The following is a 17,969-nucleotide window of genomic DNA, read 5'->3' as shown; positions in this document are numbered from 1 at the left end:
CAGTCGAGAGGGAGTTGTAGGCCGATTATGACCTCAACATAACCGCTTACCTTCAATTTTGCCCTGAGAAGCCCGTACAGCGCGAAGACCGGATTTTGATACCTCCCGCTACCCAAAGTCCCATTTTGGCGCTGTAGAGGGTCTTTGCGGGCGCTTTTCATTTCATGCTTGATATCAATGCTTTAACCAAGCTCACGCGTCATGCGCGATTCCGAGCGCCTCCAGGCGCGCCGTGACCGCCGCCATTTCGGCATCGAATGCGGCGAGGACCGGATCGAGTCGGGCCGGCAGCGAGTGGGCAGGGGAGGGCGGTCGCCCGACCGGTCGCCGCGCATAATCGAACGCCAACGCGAGATCATGGGGCATATAGGCACGCCAGGCCCGTCGACCGGTGATCTCGACCGCGAGGCCCAGGCCCTCGGTACGGGCCAGAAGTTTCCCTGCCCCGGAGATCGACAGTCCCAGTGCCGCAGTAACTTCCCTGGGGCCGGCCATGCCGCGGCTCAGTAACGCCACAGCCTCGCGCAGCATGCCGGGACGTGTCTCGGCCGCGAGGACCGCCTGCGTCCGCTGGCGCAGCGCCTCGCTGGTTTTGAGGCGATCGAGACCCTCGACGGCAGCCCGCTCGAGCCGCTTCATCATGCGGGGGAGGGCGTCGACGCTTCCCGCGGGCGACAGGCGCAGCATCTTGTCGCCGGTGACAAGGCAGGCGAGGGGAGTCTGGGTGAGACCGAGTGCGAACAGCAGGCGGGGCAGGGCGAGCCAGGCGGCAGGGCCAGGAATTGCGCGGGCATGACGCGCGGTGAGCTCCAGAGCGCGCAGCAGGGCAGGGCGCTCGTCCCAGTCGTCGGGCGCGTCGAAGCGGAACGGCAGGTCCTCACGCCAGTGCAGGGTGCGTGGGGCGATGAGCGACTTGCGCCACGTGTCGAGGAGCTGCTGGTCCCAGATCCGCGAGGGCGGGGGAGGGCGGCCGGGCAGGATATGCCCCGTATCGAGGCAAAAAATATCCTTTTCGTCGATTTCGGCGCCTTCGAACTGGAGCGCGGTCGCCATGCCGCTCCAGGGAGCGCGGTGCCGCCAGGTTTCGGCGACGGGGCTGATGGAAATCCGCGCATTTAGCGTAGCGATAGCGTGGGAGGCGCGCTCGAGCTGCAAAGCCAGCGCACCGGACCATAAAGGTGCTGAGAGGTCAGGAAAGGGGCGTCGCATCACCCATTTATAGACTGAAAGGCTATCAGCAGTCTAGCATGATGGATGTCTATAAATATCGACATGTGATAATTGCACTTATCACATAAGCAGATTTGACCGTTCTTTATAAGGTGGGCTACAAGCGCGGCTGAGGAGCGAGGCGCGTCGTGAGCACCGAAACCGCCCGGGAAGGGCCAGAAATCCCCGTAGCGCCGCCTGAGGCTGTCCTGCCGGCCGTCAGGGCGCCGGCCGACCTTGCGTGGACGATCGTGCAGATGCGCGCCGGCGAGCGCATCACCGTCAACGAGGGCCTGATCGCCGCCTATCAGGCCGCTTCATCGCCCCATAGCATCCGTGCGCTCAAGTCCGACGTCGAGGCGTTCGATGCGTGGTGTAGGCGCAACAACCGGATCGCGCTGCCGGCCACGCCCGAGACCGTGGCCGATTATCTCGACGCGCGGGCCGGGAAGGGGAGCCGGCCGGCCTCGCTATCCCGCTACAAGGCGTCGATCGCCAAGATCCACCAGCTGCTCGAGCTCAAGGATCCGACGCCGGCGCCGCTGGTGAAGCTGCGGCTCCAGACGGTGCGCCGCGAGAAGGGGGCTGCGCAGAAGCAGGCGCGGCCGCTGCGGTTCAAGGGCCCGGTGCGCGACGTCGAGCGCGACAAGGCGCGGGGGCTCAACATCCGCGCGCTGCTCGAGAGTTGTGGCGAGGATCTGCCGGGGCTGCGTGATCGGGCGCTGCTATCGGCCGCTTATGACACCGGGCTGCGCGCCTCCGAACTGGTGGCGGTCGCCATTGAGCATATTGAGGAGGCGATCGATCCCGAAGCGCGGCTGCTGCAGATTCTGCGTCATAAGGGCGATCAAGACGGGGACGGGGCGACCGCCTACCTCAGCCCGCGCACCGTCGCGGCGATCGCGGCGTGGACCGAAGCGGCGGGGATCACGACAGGGCCGCTGTTCCGGCGGGTGCAGGTGCGGCGCTACAAGGCGCGGGCAGCCGTGCGCGGTCGGCCGATCGACAGCATCTCGGGCCGGGAGACGTGGGATCTGCGCAAGACGCTGTCCAAGCCGGCGGTGAAGGCGCGCGTCGAATATGACATCGGCACCGTGGCGCTGCACCCGGGCTCGATCGGACCAATCTTTCGGTCGATCATCGGCCGCGCGTTCGACCGTGGCGCGCTGCCCGATTTGACGGCGGACGATCTGGCGCGGTTGCTGAAGGGGATCAGTGCGCACTCGACGCGGATCGGGCTCAATCAGGACCTGTTCGCCAGCGGGGAGGATTTGGCCGGCATCATGGACGCGCTGCGGTGGAAGTCGCCGCGGATGCCGCTCGCTTATAATCGCAATCTCGCGGCAGAGCAGGGGGCGGCGGGGCGCCTTATGGCGAAGATTGGCTAGTCATGACGGCCTAAATAGGTCTTTGGATGATGCCGTGCGACCACACGACGGCGGCAGGTAGATCGAGGGATTTGCGCAGCGGCAAGAACCGGAGAAGGGAGGCTGAGCCCCCGGGGTCTTGAGCTACAACGTTAAGCCTAAGAAACGGGCAGGGGCCTGGTAGCGCGTAGTGTATGAGCGAAGCCACCATCGCTCAAACTCATCAGCACAGTCCAATTTCGAAGAGGAAACAAGAAAGTGGTTCCGGAAACGGTATGGATCTTATCCTGTGTAAACGCTCGCGCTAAATGGCGGCGTTCTGATCGCGCTATTTGTCAGTTGCCGGGTCCGATGACGAGGCAATCGCGCGCGGCCTGAACGATGTCAGCGGTGACCTCCTCGACGCGGTTGAGGGTCATGATCCGCCGCATCTGCGCGAACAGGCGCTCCATGAGCCGGAAGTTGCCGCGCGTGATGCGGATCACGGCTGCCTGCGCTTCGATCGCGTCGAGTTGGGCCGGGTCGAAGCTGATCCCGAAATCGCCGGCGTGGGTCGCGAGCAGCAGCCGCATTTCGGTCTCGGTAAGCGGTTTGAACTCGTGGACGAAGCCGATCCGCGAGTAGAGCTGGGCATAGCGGGCGAGGCGCTTCTCCAAGCCCGGCATACCCATCAGGATCAGCCCGAAGCCGTGGCGATCGGCCATGTCGCGGAGATGTTCGAGCGACTTTATGGTCAGGCGGTCGGCCTCGTCGACGATGACGAGGGGGCAGGCGATGCGGGCGGCGTCATGGGTGATTTCGTCCTGCGAGCCGCCCGCGACCGTCAGCCGGGCATAGCCCAGCTTAATGAGGTTGAGGCCCAACACCGCGTCGATCGTCTTGGGCGTGTTGCTGACCGACACGGTGTAGAAGACGGCGCGGCAGCGAGCGACCTTTTCGCCAAGGAGCGCGGCAATGGGACGGAGCGCGGCATATTCCCCCAGGTCGGGGAAGCTGGAAAACTCGCGCGCCGATCGCGTCTTTCCGACGCCCGGCCGGCCATGACACACGCCGATATAGCGGTAGTGCGCGCAGGCTTCGGCAAACTCGACGAACCGGGCATGTTCGCGGGTCGCCAGGAACGGCTGCTCGACCAGGAACTCAATCGTCAGCGGCGTAGAGCCGGAGCCCTCGGTAGGTGGTGGGCCGGGAAGCCGTATCCTCTTGGTCGCCATCGAAGGTCTCCGTGGGGGCAGGCACCTGCTTGTCGCGCTCCTTCGCGCCGCGCCGGGCGCGCTGGATCGCGCGCAACGACGGGTGCCCAGCGTGCTCGGAGCTGAGCGCACGGCAGACGAACCGGCCCTGGTGGTAGACGTGGATCTCGGTCAGGTCGCGGGGGTCATAGACCGCCTCGACCTGCTCGCCGACGAAGGCCGCGAGCGTGGGTTCGACATAGCGCCTGCCCATCAGACGGATGCCGTCGCGCAGCACTTTACGGGGCTTGGGCACGTGCACGAGCAGCATGTCGAGCTGTTCAAGGCTGTCGGGCATTGCGGGCAGGAACCCGCCCTTCTGCCAGCGCGTGATCGGCGGTTCGCCGGTGCTGCCATGCGGGCGACGATGATAGACGCCGCACACGAACGCCTCGAAGCGGGCGCGCAGCTCGTCGAGCGTGAGCACTGGCGCCGACAGCGGCTTGCCCGCGATCAGGTGGCCGGGCAGGTCGGGCAGGAACATGTCGTTGATGGTGCGGAACAGCCGCTCGATCTTGCCGCGCCCGCGAGGACGCCCCGGCAGCGAATGGATGAGGCGGATTTTGAGGGCGATGCACGCCTGCTCGATATGCTCGGAGATGAAATCCGAGCCGTTGTCGACGTAAAGCTGTTCGGGAATGCCGCTGACGATCCATTCGGGATTGGGCTTGCGCCAGATCGCCTGCCGCAAGGCGAGCGCCGTGTTGAGGGCACTGGGGGCATCGAGGCTGAGGAAGTAACCGGCGATGGCTCGGCTGTGATCGTCAACGATGACGGTCAGCCAAGGACGCACCGGGGTTCCGGCATCATCGAGCACGAGAATGTCGAGAACGGTATGATCGGCCTGCCACATCTCGTTCGAGGTCGCGGCTTCGCGCCGATGCACTAGCTCGTGCTGGTCGCGGTAGACGGCCGGATCGGAGGCTGCGGCGATCTGGCTTGCCGGTATCGCCCTGACGACACGCGCGACGGCCGCATAGCTGGGGGTTCGGTGTCCATGCGCGATGGCGAGTTCCTGCACCTTTCGGTGAATGGCGGCGACCGGGGGTCGCGGGCGCTTGGTGGCGAGAGTGCGGGTCAGTTCGACCAGATGTTCCGGCAGGTGCAGCCTGCCCCGATCGTTGCGCGGCAGACGCGCGAGACCGGCAAGTCCTTCGGCACGGTAGCGCCCGAGCCAGCGCTGCAACGTCCGCTCGCTCAGCGTGCCGGTGCGGGCGAGGTCCGCGAGCGGGATGCCATCGGCGAGGTGCGGTTCAAGGACGCGGTAGCGCTCGATCGCCAGCGGCGGGACAAGCGCCGGATGCGTCACCGCCGACGGTCCGTGTCGCAGGTAAGGAAAACGGAGATTTGCCTGCCCATCGCCATGCGAGTCCGCTCGCGTTGCCAAACCGGCCTGTTCGACGTAAATCTACCCGGTAAAGAAAACTAGGGCAACATAGACCTGCCGATGACGACTTTCTTCCCAAACCGCGCCCGATCGGGGCGCCACCGGCCCTACGCATGAAAATCGGTTACGCCCGCGTATCGACCGCCGAGCAGAACCTGGACCTCCAGCGTGATGCGCTGAAGGCTGCCGGCTGCGAGAAGGTCATCACCGACAAGGCCTCCGGGGCGACTGCCGCTCGCCCTGGATTGGAAAAGGTGAAGGAGCTGCTTCGCGCCGGCGACACACTGGTGGTCTGGCGCCTCGACAGGCTCGGCCGCTCGCTCCGTGATCTGATCGGATGGATGACCTACCTCGACGAGGAAAAGGTCGGGCTGCTGAGCCTGCACGAGGCGATCGACACGACCACCACGTCGGGCAAGCTTACCTTCCACCTGTTCGGGGCATTGGCGGAGTTCGAGCGCAACCTGATCCGCGAGCGGACCCAGGCCGGTCTCACCGCAGCCCGCGCTCGCGGCAAGAAGGGTGGCCGGCCGGCCGCACTCGGCAAGGACAAGCGCGACCTGCCCGTCAGGCTCTACCACGAGAACACGATGCCGATCGCCAAGATTTGCTCGATGCTCGGCATCTCCAAGCCAAAACTCTACGCCTATGTGCGATCGGCCGAGACCAAGCCGGTAGCCGCGTAGCGACGCTCGCCGACAAATAGCGCGATCAGAATGCCGCCACTTAGCGCGAGCGTTTACACCGTTCGCGGTCCCGATCGGCCCAGCGTCCCCCGGAACCGTTCGTTATCGGGAAGGCATCTAAGCGGTCTGCACCATCCTTCATCTAAAGTTCTCCAAGCGCTTCTGAGGATTTTCGGGCGCACCAAAAGCACTTGCTCCTCCAGTGGCTGGAGCATGTAACCGCAATTTGCTCTCCTGCGGACGGGGGGCTGGAGGTGGCTTTTTGACGGCCCGTGTTGAAGCAATCGGTATGTCTCGACGCTCATTAGTGGCGCGGCTGGTGGCCTGTGGAACCGGCTTGGTGCTCGGTTCTCCAACGCTCGCGCGACAGACTTCCCGGTCTGCGGGCTCGTGGAACTTCGGTGCGGCTCACCTCGAATGGGAGCCGCTGGAAGTCGGCACGGGTGATACCCTCCTTGTTTCGGCACAAGTGCGCGGAGTGCCGGTGCGGGCGGTGCTCGACAGTGGCAGCGGCGCGTCGATCATGAGCACGGCGCTCGCGGCGAAGCTCGGCTTGAACGATGGTGAGCGGCGCATGATTAGCGGGCTGAGCGCCAAGGCCCCGGTGCTGCTGGTCCGCGACATCGACGTACAGCTCGCCCGCGAAACCCGTCGCTTACCCTTTGCCGTCGTTGGTGATCTGAGTTCAGTGTCGGCGGCCTTCGGACGACCGATCGATATCCTCCTCGGTGCCGATATGTTCACGGGTAGCTGCATCGCGCTCGATTTCGCGAAAAGGCGTATGGCGGTCGTCAAGTCAGGCACGTTTCTCGCCGGTCCCGACTGGCGCGCTGTCGCGCTCGGGCGCGGTGCCAAGCAGGAGCTGTTCATTCGAGCTTCCGTCTCGGGTTTGCCTCCCGTGCCCTTGATGATCGATCTTGGCAGCTCGGCCGCGCTGATGCTCTCGTCGGCCTATGCCCGCGATCAAGGGCTGTTGAACGGGAAGCTCGTCTCGACCGCGGCGATCGGCGGCGTCGATGGTGTGCGTATCAACGATGCTTTCACGATCCAGAACATCAACATCGAAGGGCTTGGCGTCTCGAACGTCCCCACACTCGGGATGAGAGCTTGGCTCTCCACCAGCACGGTTGGCAATGTCGGCCTACCGCTGATCGCTCAATTCGACGTGGTGTTCGACGTGACCGCCGGATTCGTGTGGCTCCGGCCACTCGGTCCTCGTCGTCGCCTGCCGATGCTGAAGGACCGTAGCGGCCTTGGCCTCGCAGCCTCACCAACGGCGCTCACCGTTGTTCATGTGGCGGCGAACAGTCCCGCGGAAAAGGCTGGCTGGGCGGTCGGCGACCGGATCGTGGCGGTGAACGGCCATTCGATCGATGCGAACTATACGCGTGGGGAGCTCTGGCAAGTGCGCTCCCGGCCTGCTGGCACCCTCGTAAAGCTGACGATGGCCTCGGGTGATGTGCGCGAGCTCAGGCTGGCCGATTATTATTGATCGGCTTGAGGGTGGCCTTTGCCGATCGCCTTCATGATCCGACAATCGGCCATGCGCGCCTTGGTGCAGCTCTGGCTGAGCATTGCCAACTCATCCCGCAACACCGCGAGTTGCGCCAGTCTCTCCTCCACATCCTTGAGGTGCTGAGCAGCGATAGCTGAGGCGGCACCACAATCCTGGTCCGGGTTCTGCGCCAGCCCCATCAACGAACGGATCTCGTCGACGGAGAAGCCAAGCCGGCGACCGTTGCGGATGAAGTGCAAACGCTCAATGTCACTGGCATCGTAGGTTCTGCGACCCGACGCCGTGCGAGGGGCGGATCGGAGCAACCCGATCGACTCATAAAAGCGGATCGTCGTCACCTTCGTCGAGGTCTCGCTGGCGAGCTGCCCAATCATCACCGGCTTCATCATGCCATCCTTGCTTATGCGAACGTGTCGCACATTTCGCTTGCTTCTACAGCGACTGGAGGTGGTAAGGAAGGCCGCATGAATGCTTCTACCGAAAGCTGCGGGTGCCACGGGGAGCCCGCGCGCGCGCAAACCGATCCGGCCTATCGCCGTGCGCTGCTGACCGTCGTGGTGCTCAACCTCGGCTTCGGAGTCGCCGAGCTGTTCGGCGGGTTCATCGCCGATAGCCAAGCGCTGAAAGCGGATTCCCTCGATTTTCTCGGGGACGGGTCGATCAGCCTTATCGGTCTTCTCGCGCTTGCCTGGTCCGCACGGGCGAGGGCAAAGGTCGCGCTGACGCAGGGGTTGTTTCTCGGTGCGCTTGGCGTGGGCGTAATCGGTTTCGCGATTTGGCGCGCCCTGAACGCAACCGCGCCCGATGCCGAACTGATGGGCACAATCGGCGTTGTCGCGCTCGCGATCAATGTCGTGTCCGCCTTGGTGCTTGCGCGTTTCCGGGAAGGGGACGCCAATGTTCGCGCGATCTGGCTGTTCAGCCGCAACGACGCGCTCGCCAACGTGGCGGTGATCGCCGCGGCCGGTCTGGTGGCGTGGACAGGAAGCGCCTGGCCGGACCTCGCCGTCGCCGGCCTCATCGCCCTCCTGTTCCTCCACTCCGCTTATGAAATCGTCACTGGCGCTCGGCGCGAATTGGGAGAGCGGTAGTGCGTCTGCTCGCGTTGATCCGGGCAATGCTCTCGTTGCGGCTGCTCTCCGCGCTCGCGGCGCTGCTGATCCCTGCTGCGGCAATCGCCGAACCCGGCGACGTGCAAACCGCATGGCGGCTGCTCGACTATATGGCCGTCGATTATGGCGGCGCGGTCGCCAACGGTCGGATCAAGAGCACGTCGGAATATGCCGAGATGACGGAGTTCGCCGCGTCGGTCTCGACACGGCTTCAGGGCCTGCCGGCGAAGCCGGAGCGTCAAGCCCTCATCCAGCGGGCTGCCAACCTCCAGGCGGTGATCGCGGAAAAGGGACCGACTGAACAGGTGGCAACATTGGCGCACGGGCTCGCGGCCGATCTGTTGCGCGCCTACCCGGTGCCGCTCGCGCCCGATAAGGCTCCGAACCTCGTCTCCAGCGATGCACTGTTCCGACAATCCTGCGCGTCCTGCCACGGGATGACGGGCAACGGCCGTGGCCCTGACGCCGCCAAGCTCGCTACGCCCCCGATTGCTTTCACCGATGCCGAGCGCGCGCGCCAGCGCAGCGTGTTCGCGCTCTATCAGGTGGTGACGCAAGGCATCGACGGGACCGCGATGCAGAGCTTCGCCGATCTGCCCAACGATCAGCGCTGGGCGTTAGCATTCCGAGCCGGGAGCTTCGCCTTCACGGATGCGCAGGCGCGCGAAGGCGAGCGGCTTTGGAAATCCGACCCGACCCTTCGCCGGCGCATTCCGGACCTGAAAACCCTGGTCGCGCTCACCCCGGCCGCGCTCGGCGCGGCGATCGGCGACGCCAAGGCTGACCCAGTGCTCGCGTTCCTGCGTCGTCATCCCGAACAGGTGATACAACAGGCTCCCGGCTCGCTCGCGGTCGCCCGCGCCAAACTCGCCGAAAGCGTGGCGGCTGCGCGGCGCGGCGATGCGCGCATGGCGAAAGAGCTGGCGCTGTCGGCCTATCTCGATGGGTTCGAGCCGATCGAGCCAACACTCACCGCGCGCGACGCGACGCTGATGGGTCGAATCGAGGGCGCGATGGGGGAGTTCCGCGCCTCGATCGACCGGGGCGCGTCGCCCGATGATCTCGCGGAGAAGGTCGCAGTACTGGGCGGCCTTTTCGACGATGCGGAAGCGGCGCTCGCGCCTGATGCCGCCACCGAAGCGTCCACGTTCCTGGGCGCGTTCACGATCCTGCTGCGTGAAGGGCTCGAAGCCCTGCTCATCGTTGTCGCCATGATCGCGTTCCTGCGTAAAGCCGAGCGCGGCGAGGCGCTGCGGTACGTGCATGGCGGCTGGGTCAGCGCGATCATCGCGGGCGGGATCACCTGGGCGGTCGCCACCTATGCGATCGGGATCAGCGGTGCGAGCCGGGAGCTGACGGAAGGGTTTGGCTCGCTGTTCGCCGCGGTCGTGCTGCTCTCGGTCGGGATTTGGATGCACGGCAAGGCGCAGGCCGATCAGTGGCAGCGCTATATTCGCGAGAAGATGTCGCGGGCGCTCTCGGGCGGGTCGGGCTGGTTCCTGTTCGGGCTGGCGTTCGTCGTAGTTTATCGCGAGGTCTTCGAGACGATCCTGTTCTATGCCGCGCTTTCGGCGCAAGGTGACAACGGGATGCTTCTCGCGGGGGCCGGGTCGGCGATTGGACTGCTCAGCCTGATCGCTTGGGCCATGCTTCGCTACAGTCGCAAGCTGCCGATCGCGCAGTTCTTCCGCTATAGCTCCTGGCTCATGGCGGTCCTGACCGTCGTGCTGGCGGGTAAAGGCGTCGCCGCGCTCCAGGAAGCCGGCCTTATCAACATCGCACCGCTCGCGGACGTGCCACGGCTGTCGATGCTCGGCGTGTTTCCCACTTGGCAATCGGTGCTGGCGCAACTCCTGATGGCGGTCGCCATTGCGGTCGGGTTCGCCTGGAACGGGCGCGACCGATCCCGCTCGGGTTCCGGCTCAGTGACCCTTGGTTCGAATTAGTGCAATGACATGAAAACCCTTCCGTGATAGAGGCAAGCTAGTGCGAGCCTTTTTGCCTTTCCTGACATGCCTGATGCTGGTCCTGACCAGCTTCTCCGGCATGGCCCATGCCGCCGATCTGGCGGGGGGAAGCATCGCGGGCGTTGAGTTCACGGTCCATACCGCCGGTGACATCGATCAGGTGCCATCGGACTCGGACAAGAATGTCCCGCATCATCACAATTATTGTCACGGACACGACGTCGGCGCGCCTGCGCGCACGACGATGGAATATACCCCCGTCCTCACAGTGCCCAAGCCGACAATCTCCGCCTCTGCGTCGCTCGACGGCCGCACCGGCATGGTCCATTTGAGGCCCCCCCAAGCCTGACGTCCGATTTGGGCGTGCGTTGGCGCGCCCCTGTCGATCATCGTCAGGAGTCCTATTTTCATGAATCGTATCCTCGCGGCCATGCTGGCCGCAGCGTCTTGCGCCACGATGGCGCAGGCGCAGGTCGGACCGTCCGCGCCTGTTGCGCAGGATGCGCCGGTCTACACGCTTGACCAAGCGGTCAGTGCAGCGGGCGGTTCGGCCCCTGCTGCGGAAGCGGCGACAGCTGGAATCGACGCGGCCCGTGCAGGTCGCACAGTCGCCGGCTTGCGGCCCAATCCGGTGGTTCAAGGCCAAGTCGAGAATGTCATCGGCTCCGGGCCGTATCGGGGGGGCCGCAGCGCGGAAACCACGGTCGGCTTTGCGATCCCGATCGAGCTAGGCGGCAAGCGCGGCGCCCGCGTCGCGGTCGCCAATGCGCAATTGTCCCGGGCCGAGATCCAGGCCGCGATCATCGCGGCGGATGTCCGGCTTCAGGTAACGCAGCTCTATGTCGAAGCGGTCGCGGCCGATCGCCGGGTAATGACAGCCCGCGATCAGGCCCGGATCGCCAGCGATGCGCTGCGGGCCGCGAGCGTTCGCGTGCAGGCAGGGCGGGCATCGCCACTCGAGCAACAGCGCGCGGATGTCGCGCGTATCAATGCCGACGCCAATGTGGAGCGGCAGCTTCGCTTGGCCGAGGCGGCCCGCGCCAATCTGGCGCGTCGGATCGGACGGCCGATCGACGGCCTGCTCGATGACACGCTGCTCGATCGCCTTCCCGATGTGAACGTCTATGGGCCGTTGGCACCGGTCAACACGACCGGCACACTCGCGCTGGCGGCAGCCAACGCGGATTTCTCCATTGCCGAAGCCGGCGTGCGGCTCGCGCGCGCCAATCGCGTGCCTGACCTGAACGTCGGGCCGTCGATCCGCCGCCTGGAAGCGACCAACGACATGGCGGCGGTGTTCAGCGTGTCGATCCCGATCCCGGTGTTCAACAATGGTCGCGCCGCGATTGCGCAGGCGACCGCGCAGCGGACCCAGGCGGATGCGCAGCGCCGCGTGACCGCGCTCGACATCGAACAGGCGATCACGGACGCGCAGGCGCAGGCGGCCAATGCCGCAACGACGGCTCGTGCGGCGTCGGGGCCGGCGCTGGCGGCTGCACAGGAGGCCGCCCGCATCGCGCGGATCGGCTATCGCGAGGGCAAGTTCGGCCAGCTCGAATTGCTCGATGCTGAACGCACGCTCGCCGAAACGCGGGTCGCCGCGATCGACGCGCTTGCCAATTACCAGAATGCCCGCGCGCAAGTGGAGCGACTGACCGCTCGTGCGCCCAATGGGGGGAATCAGTGATGAAGAGCTTTTATCTCGCGGGCGCGGCGTCGCTCGCCCTGCTCTTGGCTGCCTGCGGCGGCAAGGATGGCGGAAACGAGGCAACTGCCGAAGGCGCAGCTGCCAATGAGACGGCAGCGGGCACGGAAAAGGGCGGTGCTGAAGGCGGTCATGCCGGTGAAGGCGTCGTCACATTGGGTGCCGACCAGATCGCCACAGCGGGCGTCCAGGTCGGACGGCCGATCATCGGCGGGGCCGGGACGATCGAGCTGCCCGCGATCATCGAGGGCGACCCACAGGGAACGCAGGTCGTCTCGGCCGCAATTGCGGGACGCGTGGTCGCGCTCACCCGTAACCTCGGCCAATCGGTCGGACGCGGCCAGACCATTGCGGTCATCGAAAGCCGCGAGGCGGCGCAGATCAAGGGCGAGGTCGAGGCGGCGCGGGCGCGGCTTCAGCTCGCTAATTCGAACCTCGCGCGCGAACAGCGGCTGTTCGCGCAGAGAGTCTCCCCTGAACAGGATCTGATCGCCGCCCGCACAGCGGCGACGGAGGCGCGGATCGCCCTGACGCAGGCGCAGAGCATGGTTTCGGCGGCGGGTGTCGGCGGCGGCGGGCTCAACCGGCTCGGCATTGCCGCGCCGATCTCGGGCCAGATCATTGCGCGCCCCGTGACGCTGGGACAAACGGTCGCGGCGGATGCCGAACTCTATCGCATCGCCAACCTGAGCCAGGTGTCGATCGCGCTTAATCTCAAGCCCGAGGATGCGGGCCGGGTGCGTCCCGGCAATACGGTGCTGGTGAAGGCGGCAGGCCGTCAGGCGACCGCCCGCGTGACCTTCGTGTCGCCGGCGCTTGATCCGCAGACGCGGCTCGTGCCTGCGCTCGCCACCCTCGACAATCGCGGTGGCGAATGGCGGGTCGGCGAGCCTGTGACGGCAGCCGTGCAGCTCACGGGCAGCGGCGGGAGCGGGGCGGTCCGCGTGCCGACGACGGCGGTCCAGAGTTTCGAGGGCAAGTCGGTCGTGTTCGTGCGCACGCCCACCGGCTTCAAGGCGACCCCGGTCCAGCTCGGCGATGCGTCGGGCGACACGGTGATCGTCCGGTCGGGCCTGACCGGCAACGAACAGATCGCCACCACCGGAAGTTTCACGCTCAAGGCCGAGATCGGCAAGGGCGAAGCGAGCCACGAGGATTAAGCCATGATCGCCCGTATCGTAACCTGGGCGGTCGAGAAGCGCTGGCTAGTCCTGCTCCTCACCGTCATCGTCGCCGCCATCGGCGCCTTTTCCCTCTACCGGCTACCGATCGACGCGGTGCCGGACATCACCAACAATCAGGTCCAGATCAACGTCCGCGCGCCTGCCCTCTCGCCCGAGCTGGTCGAGAAGCAGGTGTCGTTTCCAATCGAAACCGCGCTCGCCGGCACCCCCGGCCTGGAATATACGCGCTCGTTGAGCCGCAACGGCTTCGCGCAGATCACGGCGGTCTTTTCGGACGCGACGGACATCTATTTCGCCCGCCAGCAGGTGGGCGAGCGTCTGCGGGGCGTGCAAGAGAATCTGCCCGACGGCGTGAACCCTGAAATGGGTCCGATCGCGACAGGCCTGGGCGAGGTGTACATGTACACCGTTCGTCTCGATCATCGCGAGGACGACAAGCACAAGCCCGGTGAACCGGGCCAACAGCCCGATGGCAGCTACATCACGCCAGAGGGCGAGCGACTGACGACCGAAGAGGACAAGGCGACCTACCTGCGCACCGCGCAGGACTGGATCGTGACGCCGCTTCTGAAGACCACACCGGGCCTCGCCGGTGTCGACTCGATTGGCGGTTACGCCAAGCAGTTCCTCGTCGTGCCCGACGTGCAGAAGCTGGCCTCGCTCGGCATCACGCTGACGGACCTGGGAAATGCGCTGGAGCGCAATAACACCAGCGTCGGCGGTGGCTTCGTCAATCGCAATGGCGAAGGTCTGGCTGTTCGCTCGGATGCGCTCGTTCGCAATGCCAGCGAGTTGGCCAGGACCGTGATCGCGACACGTAACGGCGTGCCGATCACGGTCGAACAAGTTGCGACTGTGAAGACGGGTCAGGCGATCCGCATGGGTTCGGCATCGGAGAACGGTACCGAAGTCGTCGTCGGCACGGCGATCATGCGGATCGGCGAGAACAGCCGCATCGTGTCGACCGCGGTCGCTGAGAAACTGAAGACGATCAACGCTTCGCTGCCTCCTGACGTCGTAATTCAGCCGGTGCTGAACCGCACCGAGCTGGTCAATTCGACGATCAAGACGGTCGCGAAAAACCTGTCCGAAGGCGCGGTGCTGGTCATCGTCGTGCTCTTCCTGCTGCTCGGCAACTTCCGTGCGGCCCTGATCGCGGCGTTGGTCATCCCGATCACCATGATGCTGACAGGCTTTGGTATGCTGCGCGCTGGGGTCTCGGCCAATCTGATGAGCCTTGGGGCTTTGGACTTCGGTCTGATCGTCGACGGCGCCGTCATCATTGTCGAAAACGCGCTGCGCCGGCTTGCCGAGCAACAGCATCATGAAGGCCGATTGCTCAGCGTCAAGGAACGGCTCGCGACCGTGGCAGCCGCTGCGCGTGAGATGATCCGTCCCTCTGTGTACGGGCAGGCAATCATCATCCTCGTCTACGTACCGCTGCTCACGCTGACCGGCGTGGAGGGTAAAACGTTCGGACCGATGGCGCTGACCGTCATCATCGCGCTCGCCTTCGCCTTCATCCTCTCTCTCACCTTCGTGCCGGCGATGATTGCGATCTGGCTGTCGAAGAAGGTCGAGGAGAAGGACGGCCGCATCATCACGTGGCTGAAGAAGCGCTACGAACCCGGTCTCGACCGGGCCATGAAGCGCCCGACGCTGACGATCGGTGCGGGTGTGGGAAGCCTTGTGGTGGCGGCGCTTGCTTTCACTACGCTCGGCTCGGTGTTCCTGCCGCAGCTCGACGAAGGCGATTTGCTGATCCAGTCGCTCCGCATTCCGGCAACGTCGGTCCAGCAGAGCCAGGCGATGCAGGTGCCGATCGAGCGGATGATGTCGAAGCAGCCGGAGGTGCAATTCGTCTATTCCAAGACGGGCACCGCCGAGCTGGCGGCCGACCCGATGCCGCCGAACGCGACCGACATGTTCGTCATCCTGAAGCCGCGCAAGGATTGGCCGGATCCTGAGCTTCCCAAGGAGGAGCTGGTCAGCCGGATCGAGGGTAATCTCGCGAAGATTCCGGGAAATGCCTACGAGATCACCCAGCCCATCCAGATGCGCTTCAACGAGCTGATCGCCGGCGTGCGCGGCGACATCGCGGTGAAGGTGTTCGGGGACGACTTCAACCAGATGAACCGGACGGCCGAGCAAATCGCGGCGGTGCTGCGCAGAACGCAAGGCGCAGCGGACGTGAAGGTGGAGCAGACGACCGGTCTTCCCATGCTCGACATTCGCGTCAACCGCGACGCGATGGCGCGGTTGGGCGTTACGGCTCAGGATGTGCAGGACACCGTGACTGCGACGATCGGCGGGCGAACATCGGGCCAGATCTTCGAGGGCGACCGTCGCTTCCCCGTGGTGATCCGCCTGTCGGAGGCGCAGCGTGCCGACATCGGCCTGCTCCAACAGGTGCAGGTGCCGGTGGCAGGCGGCGGCTATGTACCGCTGTCCAGCGTCGCCGAGATCAAGGTGGTCGATGGTCCGAACCAGATCAGCCGCGAGAACGGCAAGCGGCGCGTGGTGGTGCAAGCCAACGTGCGTGGCCGCGACGTCGGATCCGTCGTGGCGGATGCGCAGGCGGCGATCGGCAGCCAACTCCGGCTGCCTGCCGGCACCTATCTCGAATGGGGCGGCCAGTTCGAGAACCTCCAATCGGCAAGCGAACGGCTGAAGCTGGTCATTCCGGCTTGCTTCATCTTGATCCTGCTGCTCCTCTACGGGGCGTTGGGATCGGTCCGCGACGCCGCGATCGTGTTCACCGGCGTGCCTTTCGCGCTGGTGGGCGGCGTCCTGTTGCTGTTCCTGCGGGGCATGGACTTCTCGATCTCGGCGGCAGTGGGCTTCATCGCCCTCTCGGGCATCGCGGTCCTCAACGGCCTCGTCATGGTCAGCTCGATCCAAGATCTGATCCGATCAGGGATGAGCCGCGAGGAAGCCGCGCATGTTGGCGCGATGCAGCGTCTGCGACCCGTCATCATGACCGCGCTAGTCGCCAGCCTCGGCTTCGTGCCGATGGCGCTGGGCGAAGGCGCCGGCGCAGAGGTTCAAAAGCCTTTGGCGACGGTCGTCATCGGCGGTCTGATCTCGGCGACGCTTCTTACGCTGTTCGTGCTGCCGACACTCTATGCCCGGTTCGGGCAGAAAGTGATCGAGAAACCCGAGCACTACAATGAGGAGCATGAAGGGGACGACCACGGTCAGACCTTCGTGAACAACTTGGCCTGATGGATGGGCAGGGCGATCCGCGATCGCCCCGCCCATCTCTGGGAGATGGGGATATGCCTCGCACCATAACCAGCTCGATGCTTCACGGCGGGCCACTGCGCATCTGGTCGGCACTCACCGATCCGGATCATCGCCGGGCGTGGAGTCCGCTCGTATTTCTCGATGATCCGTCCCGGCTCGGCGACACAGAATGCACCTTTGCGATCCAGGGCATCACCCGGCCAATTCGGACGCCAGCACGGATTGATCGATTCGATAAACCGCACGCCTTCGCTTGGTCCTGCGGCATCCCCTATCTGTTCACGCTCGAAGAGCGGTACGAGCTGGCGGGGGACGATGGCGGCACCAGGCTAACGCATAGCTGCACGCTGCGCGGGGCGCTCTCCCTGCCGTTCGCGGCGATGATGTTGCGCCGCCTGCGATCCCTGATGGTCGAATCTGACGATCGCCTCGCAACCTATCTCCGCTGGCGGGTAGGTCAGCCTGCCCGGGCTATCAATCGTCAGCGCGTCCCCTTCCGCTGCAGGAGGAAGGCGCGATGATGATGCACTGTAAGCGGGTGCTGCCCGCCGTCATCCTCGTTGTCGGGCTCGCGGCGTGCTCGGAAAGAAAGCCGCCAGCCCCGCCAACGGAGCAGCAGATCCATTCGTCCGACAGCGCCGTGGCGACCGGGGAAATGGGGCGGCATAGATATCGCTGTTCCGACGGGGAACCGCTGTTCGTCGATTACAAGGACAACGGCCTGCAGATCGATTTGCGGCGCTCCAACGGGGGACCGCCGATGATGCTGACCGCGCCAGCGCAGGGCCTGCAATATGTCGGCGAAACAGCCACCGCGACCTTCAAGGGGTCGCAGCTCACCATCGTGGAAGGCGATGGCCGTACCCGGATCTGCGAGCAGGAAGGCACGCGATGAACTGCCCTGCCTTCGAACGCCACAGGGCGCTTCGTCGGAAGAGACCGATGTCTGACACGTCGATTTCAAATGTGACAACCTTGTGCGGCCTGAATCGGGCCGGTCTGGCGATCGCGCGCCTCGGCGTCGTTCTCGTCTCCGGGGCGGTTATAGGGGCGTGTAATCCAGCGCCGACCCAGCCTACCGAGCCGGCGCATGAAAAGCATCTGACGTCGAAACTAATCGCGCAGCGCATCATGTACTGCGACGACGGCACACGCGCCGATGTCGACTTCATCGATGACGGCTTGAAAATGGCCGTCACCTGGCTGCCGAAGGGCAGGACCGAGATCCTGCGCGCGCAGCGAACCGGTGACGAGTTTCGCGGCGACCATTCGCGGGCTGTCGTGGCGGGCGGATCGATCGCGTTCACGCGACGCGGGAAGATCCGCGTCTGCCACCGAACCCCGGAGGAGTCCTAGGA

At 65.2% G+C, this 17,969-nt stretch carries 16 protein-coding genes; 12 read left to right on the top strand and 4 right to left on the bottom strand.

Going from position 1 to position 17,969, the window contains the following annotated elements; all coding sequences use genetic code 11:
- Window positions 1–192 precede the first annotated feature (192 nt).
- Window positions 193–1,209: a hypothetical protein gene (locus OOT33_RS16985; RefSeq protein ID WP_307751075.1), complete on the bottom strand. Its 1,017-nt coding sequence runs from the start codon at window positions 1,207–1,209 to the stop codon at window positions 193–195.
- A gap of 149 nt (window positions 1,210–1,358) precedes the next feature.
- On the opposite strand from OOT33_RS16985, the gene OOT33_RS16980 reads away from it, so the two are divergent.
- Window positions 1,359–2,597, top strand: coding sequence for a site-specific integrase (locus OOT33_RS16980; RefSeq protein ID WP_046407195.1), 1,239 nt, complete (start codon window positions 1,359–1,361; stop codon window positions 2,595–2,597).
- Between the two features lie 314 nt (window positions 2,598–2,911).
- On the opposite strand, the gene OOT33_RS16975 is transcribed toward OOT33_RS16980, so the two are convergent.
- Window positions 2,912–3,790 carry an AAA family ATPase gene (locus OOT33_RS16975; protein ID WP_009824028.1) on the bottom strand — a complete coding sequence of 293 codons (879 nt, stop codon included), beginning with the start codon at window positions 3,788–3,790 and terminating at the stop codon, window positions 2,912–2,914.
- A complete protein-coding gene (locus tag OOT33_RS16970) occupies window positions 3,717–5,117 on the bottom strand; it encodes a Mu transposase C-terminal domain-containing protein (protein WP_004212864.1) in 1,401 nt (466 codons plus the stop codon). Before OOT33_RS16970 ends, OOT33_RS16975 begins: the two co-directional genes overlap by 74 nt.
- A 191-nt stretch (window positions 5,118–5,308) precedes the next feature.
- Here OOT33_RS16970 and OOT33_RS16965 point away from each other — a divergent pair, with 191 nt between their 5' ends.
- Both OOT33_RS16965 and OOT33_RS16960 read left to right on the top strand, forming a co-directional pair.
- Complete coding sequence (locus tag OOT33_RS16965; protein ID WP_009824027.1) at window positions 5,309–5,881, top strand: recombinase family protein; 573 nt, start codon at window positions 5,309–5,311, stop codon at window positions 5,879–5,881.
- A 289-nt stretch (window positions 5,882–6,170) separates the two neighbouring features.
- Entirely contained in the window at window positions 6,171–7,373 is a 1,203-nt protein-coding gene (locus OOT33_RS16960; RefSeq protein WP_013039112.1) for an aspartyl protease family protein, read from the top strand.
- Here OOT33_RS16960 and OOT33_RS16955 read toward each other — a convergent pair.
- Window positions 7,367–7,786, bottom strand: coding sequence for a helix-turn-helix domain-containing protein (locus OOT33_RS16955; RefSeq protein WP_007406847.1), 420 nt, complete (start codon window positions 7,784–7,786; stop codon window positions 7,367–7,369). The genes OOT33_RS16960 and OOT33_RS16955 overlap by 7 nt on opposite strands.
- Before the next feature lie 75 nt (window positions 7,787–7,861).
- Here OOT33_RS16955 and OOT33_RS16950 point away from each other — a divergent pair, with 75 nt between their 5' ends.
- The 9 genes from OOT33_RS16950 to OOT33_RS16910 all read left to right on the top strand — a co-directional run bounded on the left by OOT33_RS16950 (window position 7,862) and on the right by OOT33_RS16910 (window position 17,967).
- Window positions 7,862–8,488: a cation transporter gene (locus tag OOT33_RS16950; RefSeq protein WP_004212870.1), complete on the top strand. Its 627-nt coding sequence runs from the start codon at window positions 7,862–7,864 to the stop codon at window positions 8,486–8,488.
- Window positions 8,488–10,455 carry a cytochrome c/FTR1 family iron permease gene (locus OOT33_RS16945; protein ID WP_004212871.1) on the top strand — a complete coding sequence of 656 codons (1,968 nt, stop codon included), beginning with the start codon at window positions 8,488–8,490 and terminating at the stop codon, window positions 10,453–10,455. The genes OOT33_RS16950 and OOT33_RS16945 overlap by 1 nt, the downstream gene beginning before the upstream one ends.
- A gap of 73 nt (window positions 10,456–10,528) precedes the next feature.
- The gene (locus tag OOT33_RS16940) at window positions 10,529–10,825 is read left to right on the top strand and encodes a hypothetical protein (protein WP_007406840.1); all 297 of its coding nucleotides are present in this window, start codon (window positions 10,529–10,531) and stop codon (window positions 10,823–10,825) included.
- Between the two features lie 60 nt (window positions 10,826–10,885).
- A complete protein-coding gene (locus OOT33_RS16935) occupies window positions 10,886–12,163 on the top strand; it encodes a TolC family protein (RefSeq protein WP_037486870.1) in 1,278 nt (425 codons plus the stop codon).
- Window positions 12,163–13,341: an efflux RND transporter periplasmic adaptor subunit gene (locus OOT33_RS16930; RefSeq protein ID WP_004212877.1), complete on the top strand. Its 1,179-nt coding sequence runs from the start codon at window positions 12,163–12,165 to the stop codon at window positions 13,339–13,341. Before OOT33_RS16935 ends, OOT33_RS16930 begins: the two co-directional genes overlap by 1 nt.
- Before the next feature lie 3 nt (window positions 13,342–13,344).
- Complete coding sequence (locus OOT33_RS16925) at window positions 13,345–16,590, top strand: efflux RND transporter permease subunit (protein WP_004212878.1); 3,246 nt, start codon at window positions 13,345–13,347, stop codon at window positions 16,588–16,590.
- Between the two features lie 53 nt (window positions 16,591–16,643).
- Window positions 16,644–17,132, top strand: a complete 489-nt coding sequence (locus OOT33_RS16920) for an SRPBCC domain-containing protein (RefSeq protein ID WP_013849881.1) — start codon at window positions 16,644–16,646, stop codon at window positions 17,130–17,132.
- On the top strand, window positions 17,129–17,506 hold the full coding sequence (locus tag OOT33_RS16915) for a hypothetical protein (protein ID WP_009824022.1): 378 nt from the start codon (window positions 17,129–17,131) through the stop codon (window positions 17,504–17,506). Before OOT33_RS16920 ends, OOT33_RS16915 begins: the two co-directional genes overlap by 4 nt.
- Before the next feature lie 47 nt (window positions 17,507–17,553).
- Window positions 17,554–17,967, top strand: a complete 414-nt coding sequence (locus OOT33_RS16910) for a hypothetical protein (protein ID WP_004212881.1) — start codon at window positions 17,554–17,556, stop codon at window positions 17,965–17,967.
- Window positions 17,968–17,969: the final 2 nt, after the last annotated feature.

It is taken from the genome of Sphingobium sp. DEHP117, from assembly GCF_030867385.1.
In the GTDB taxonomy this organism is placed as follows: domain Bacteria; phylum Pseudomonadota; class Alphaproteobacteria; order Sphingomonadales; family Sphingomonadaceae; genus Sphingobium.
Note: the sequence above shows the minus strand (reverse complement) of the source record. Positions and strands in the feature narration are given on the sequence as shown.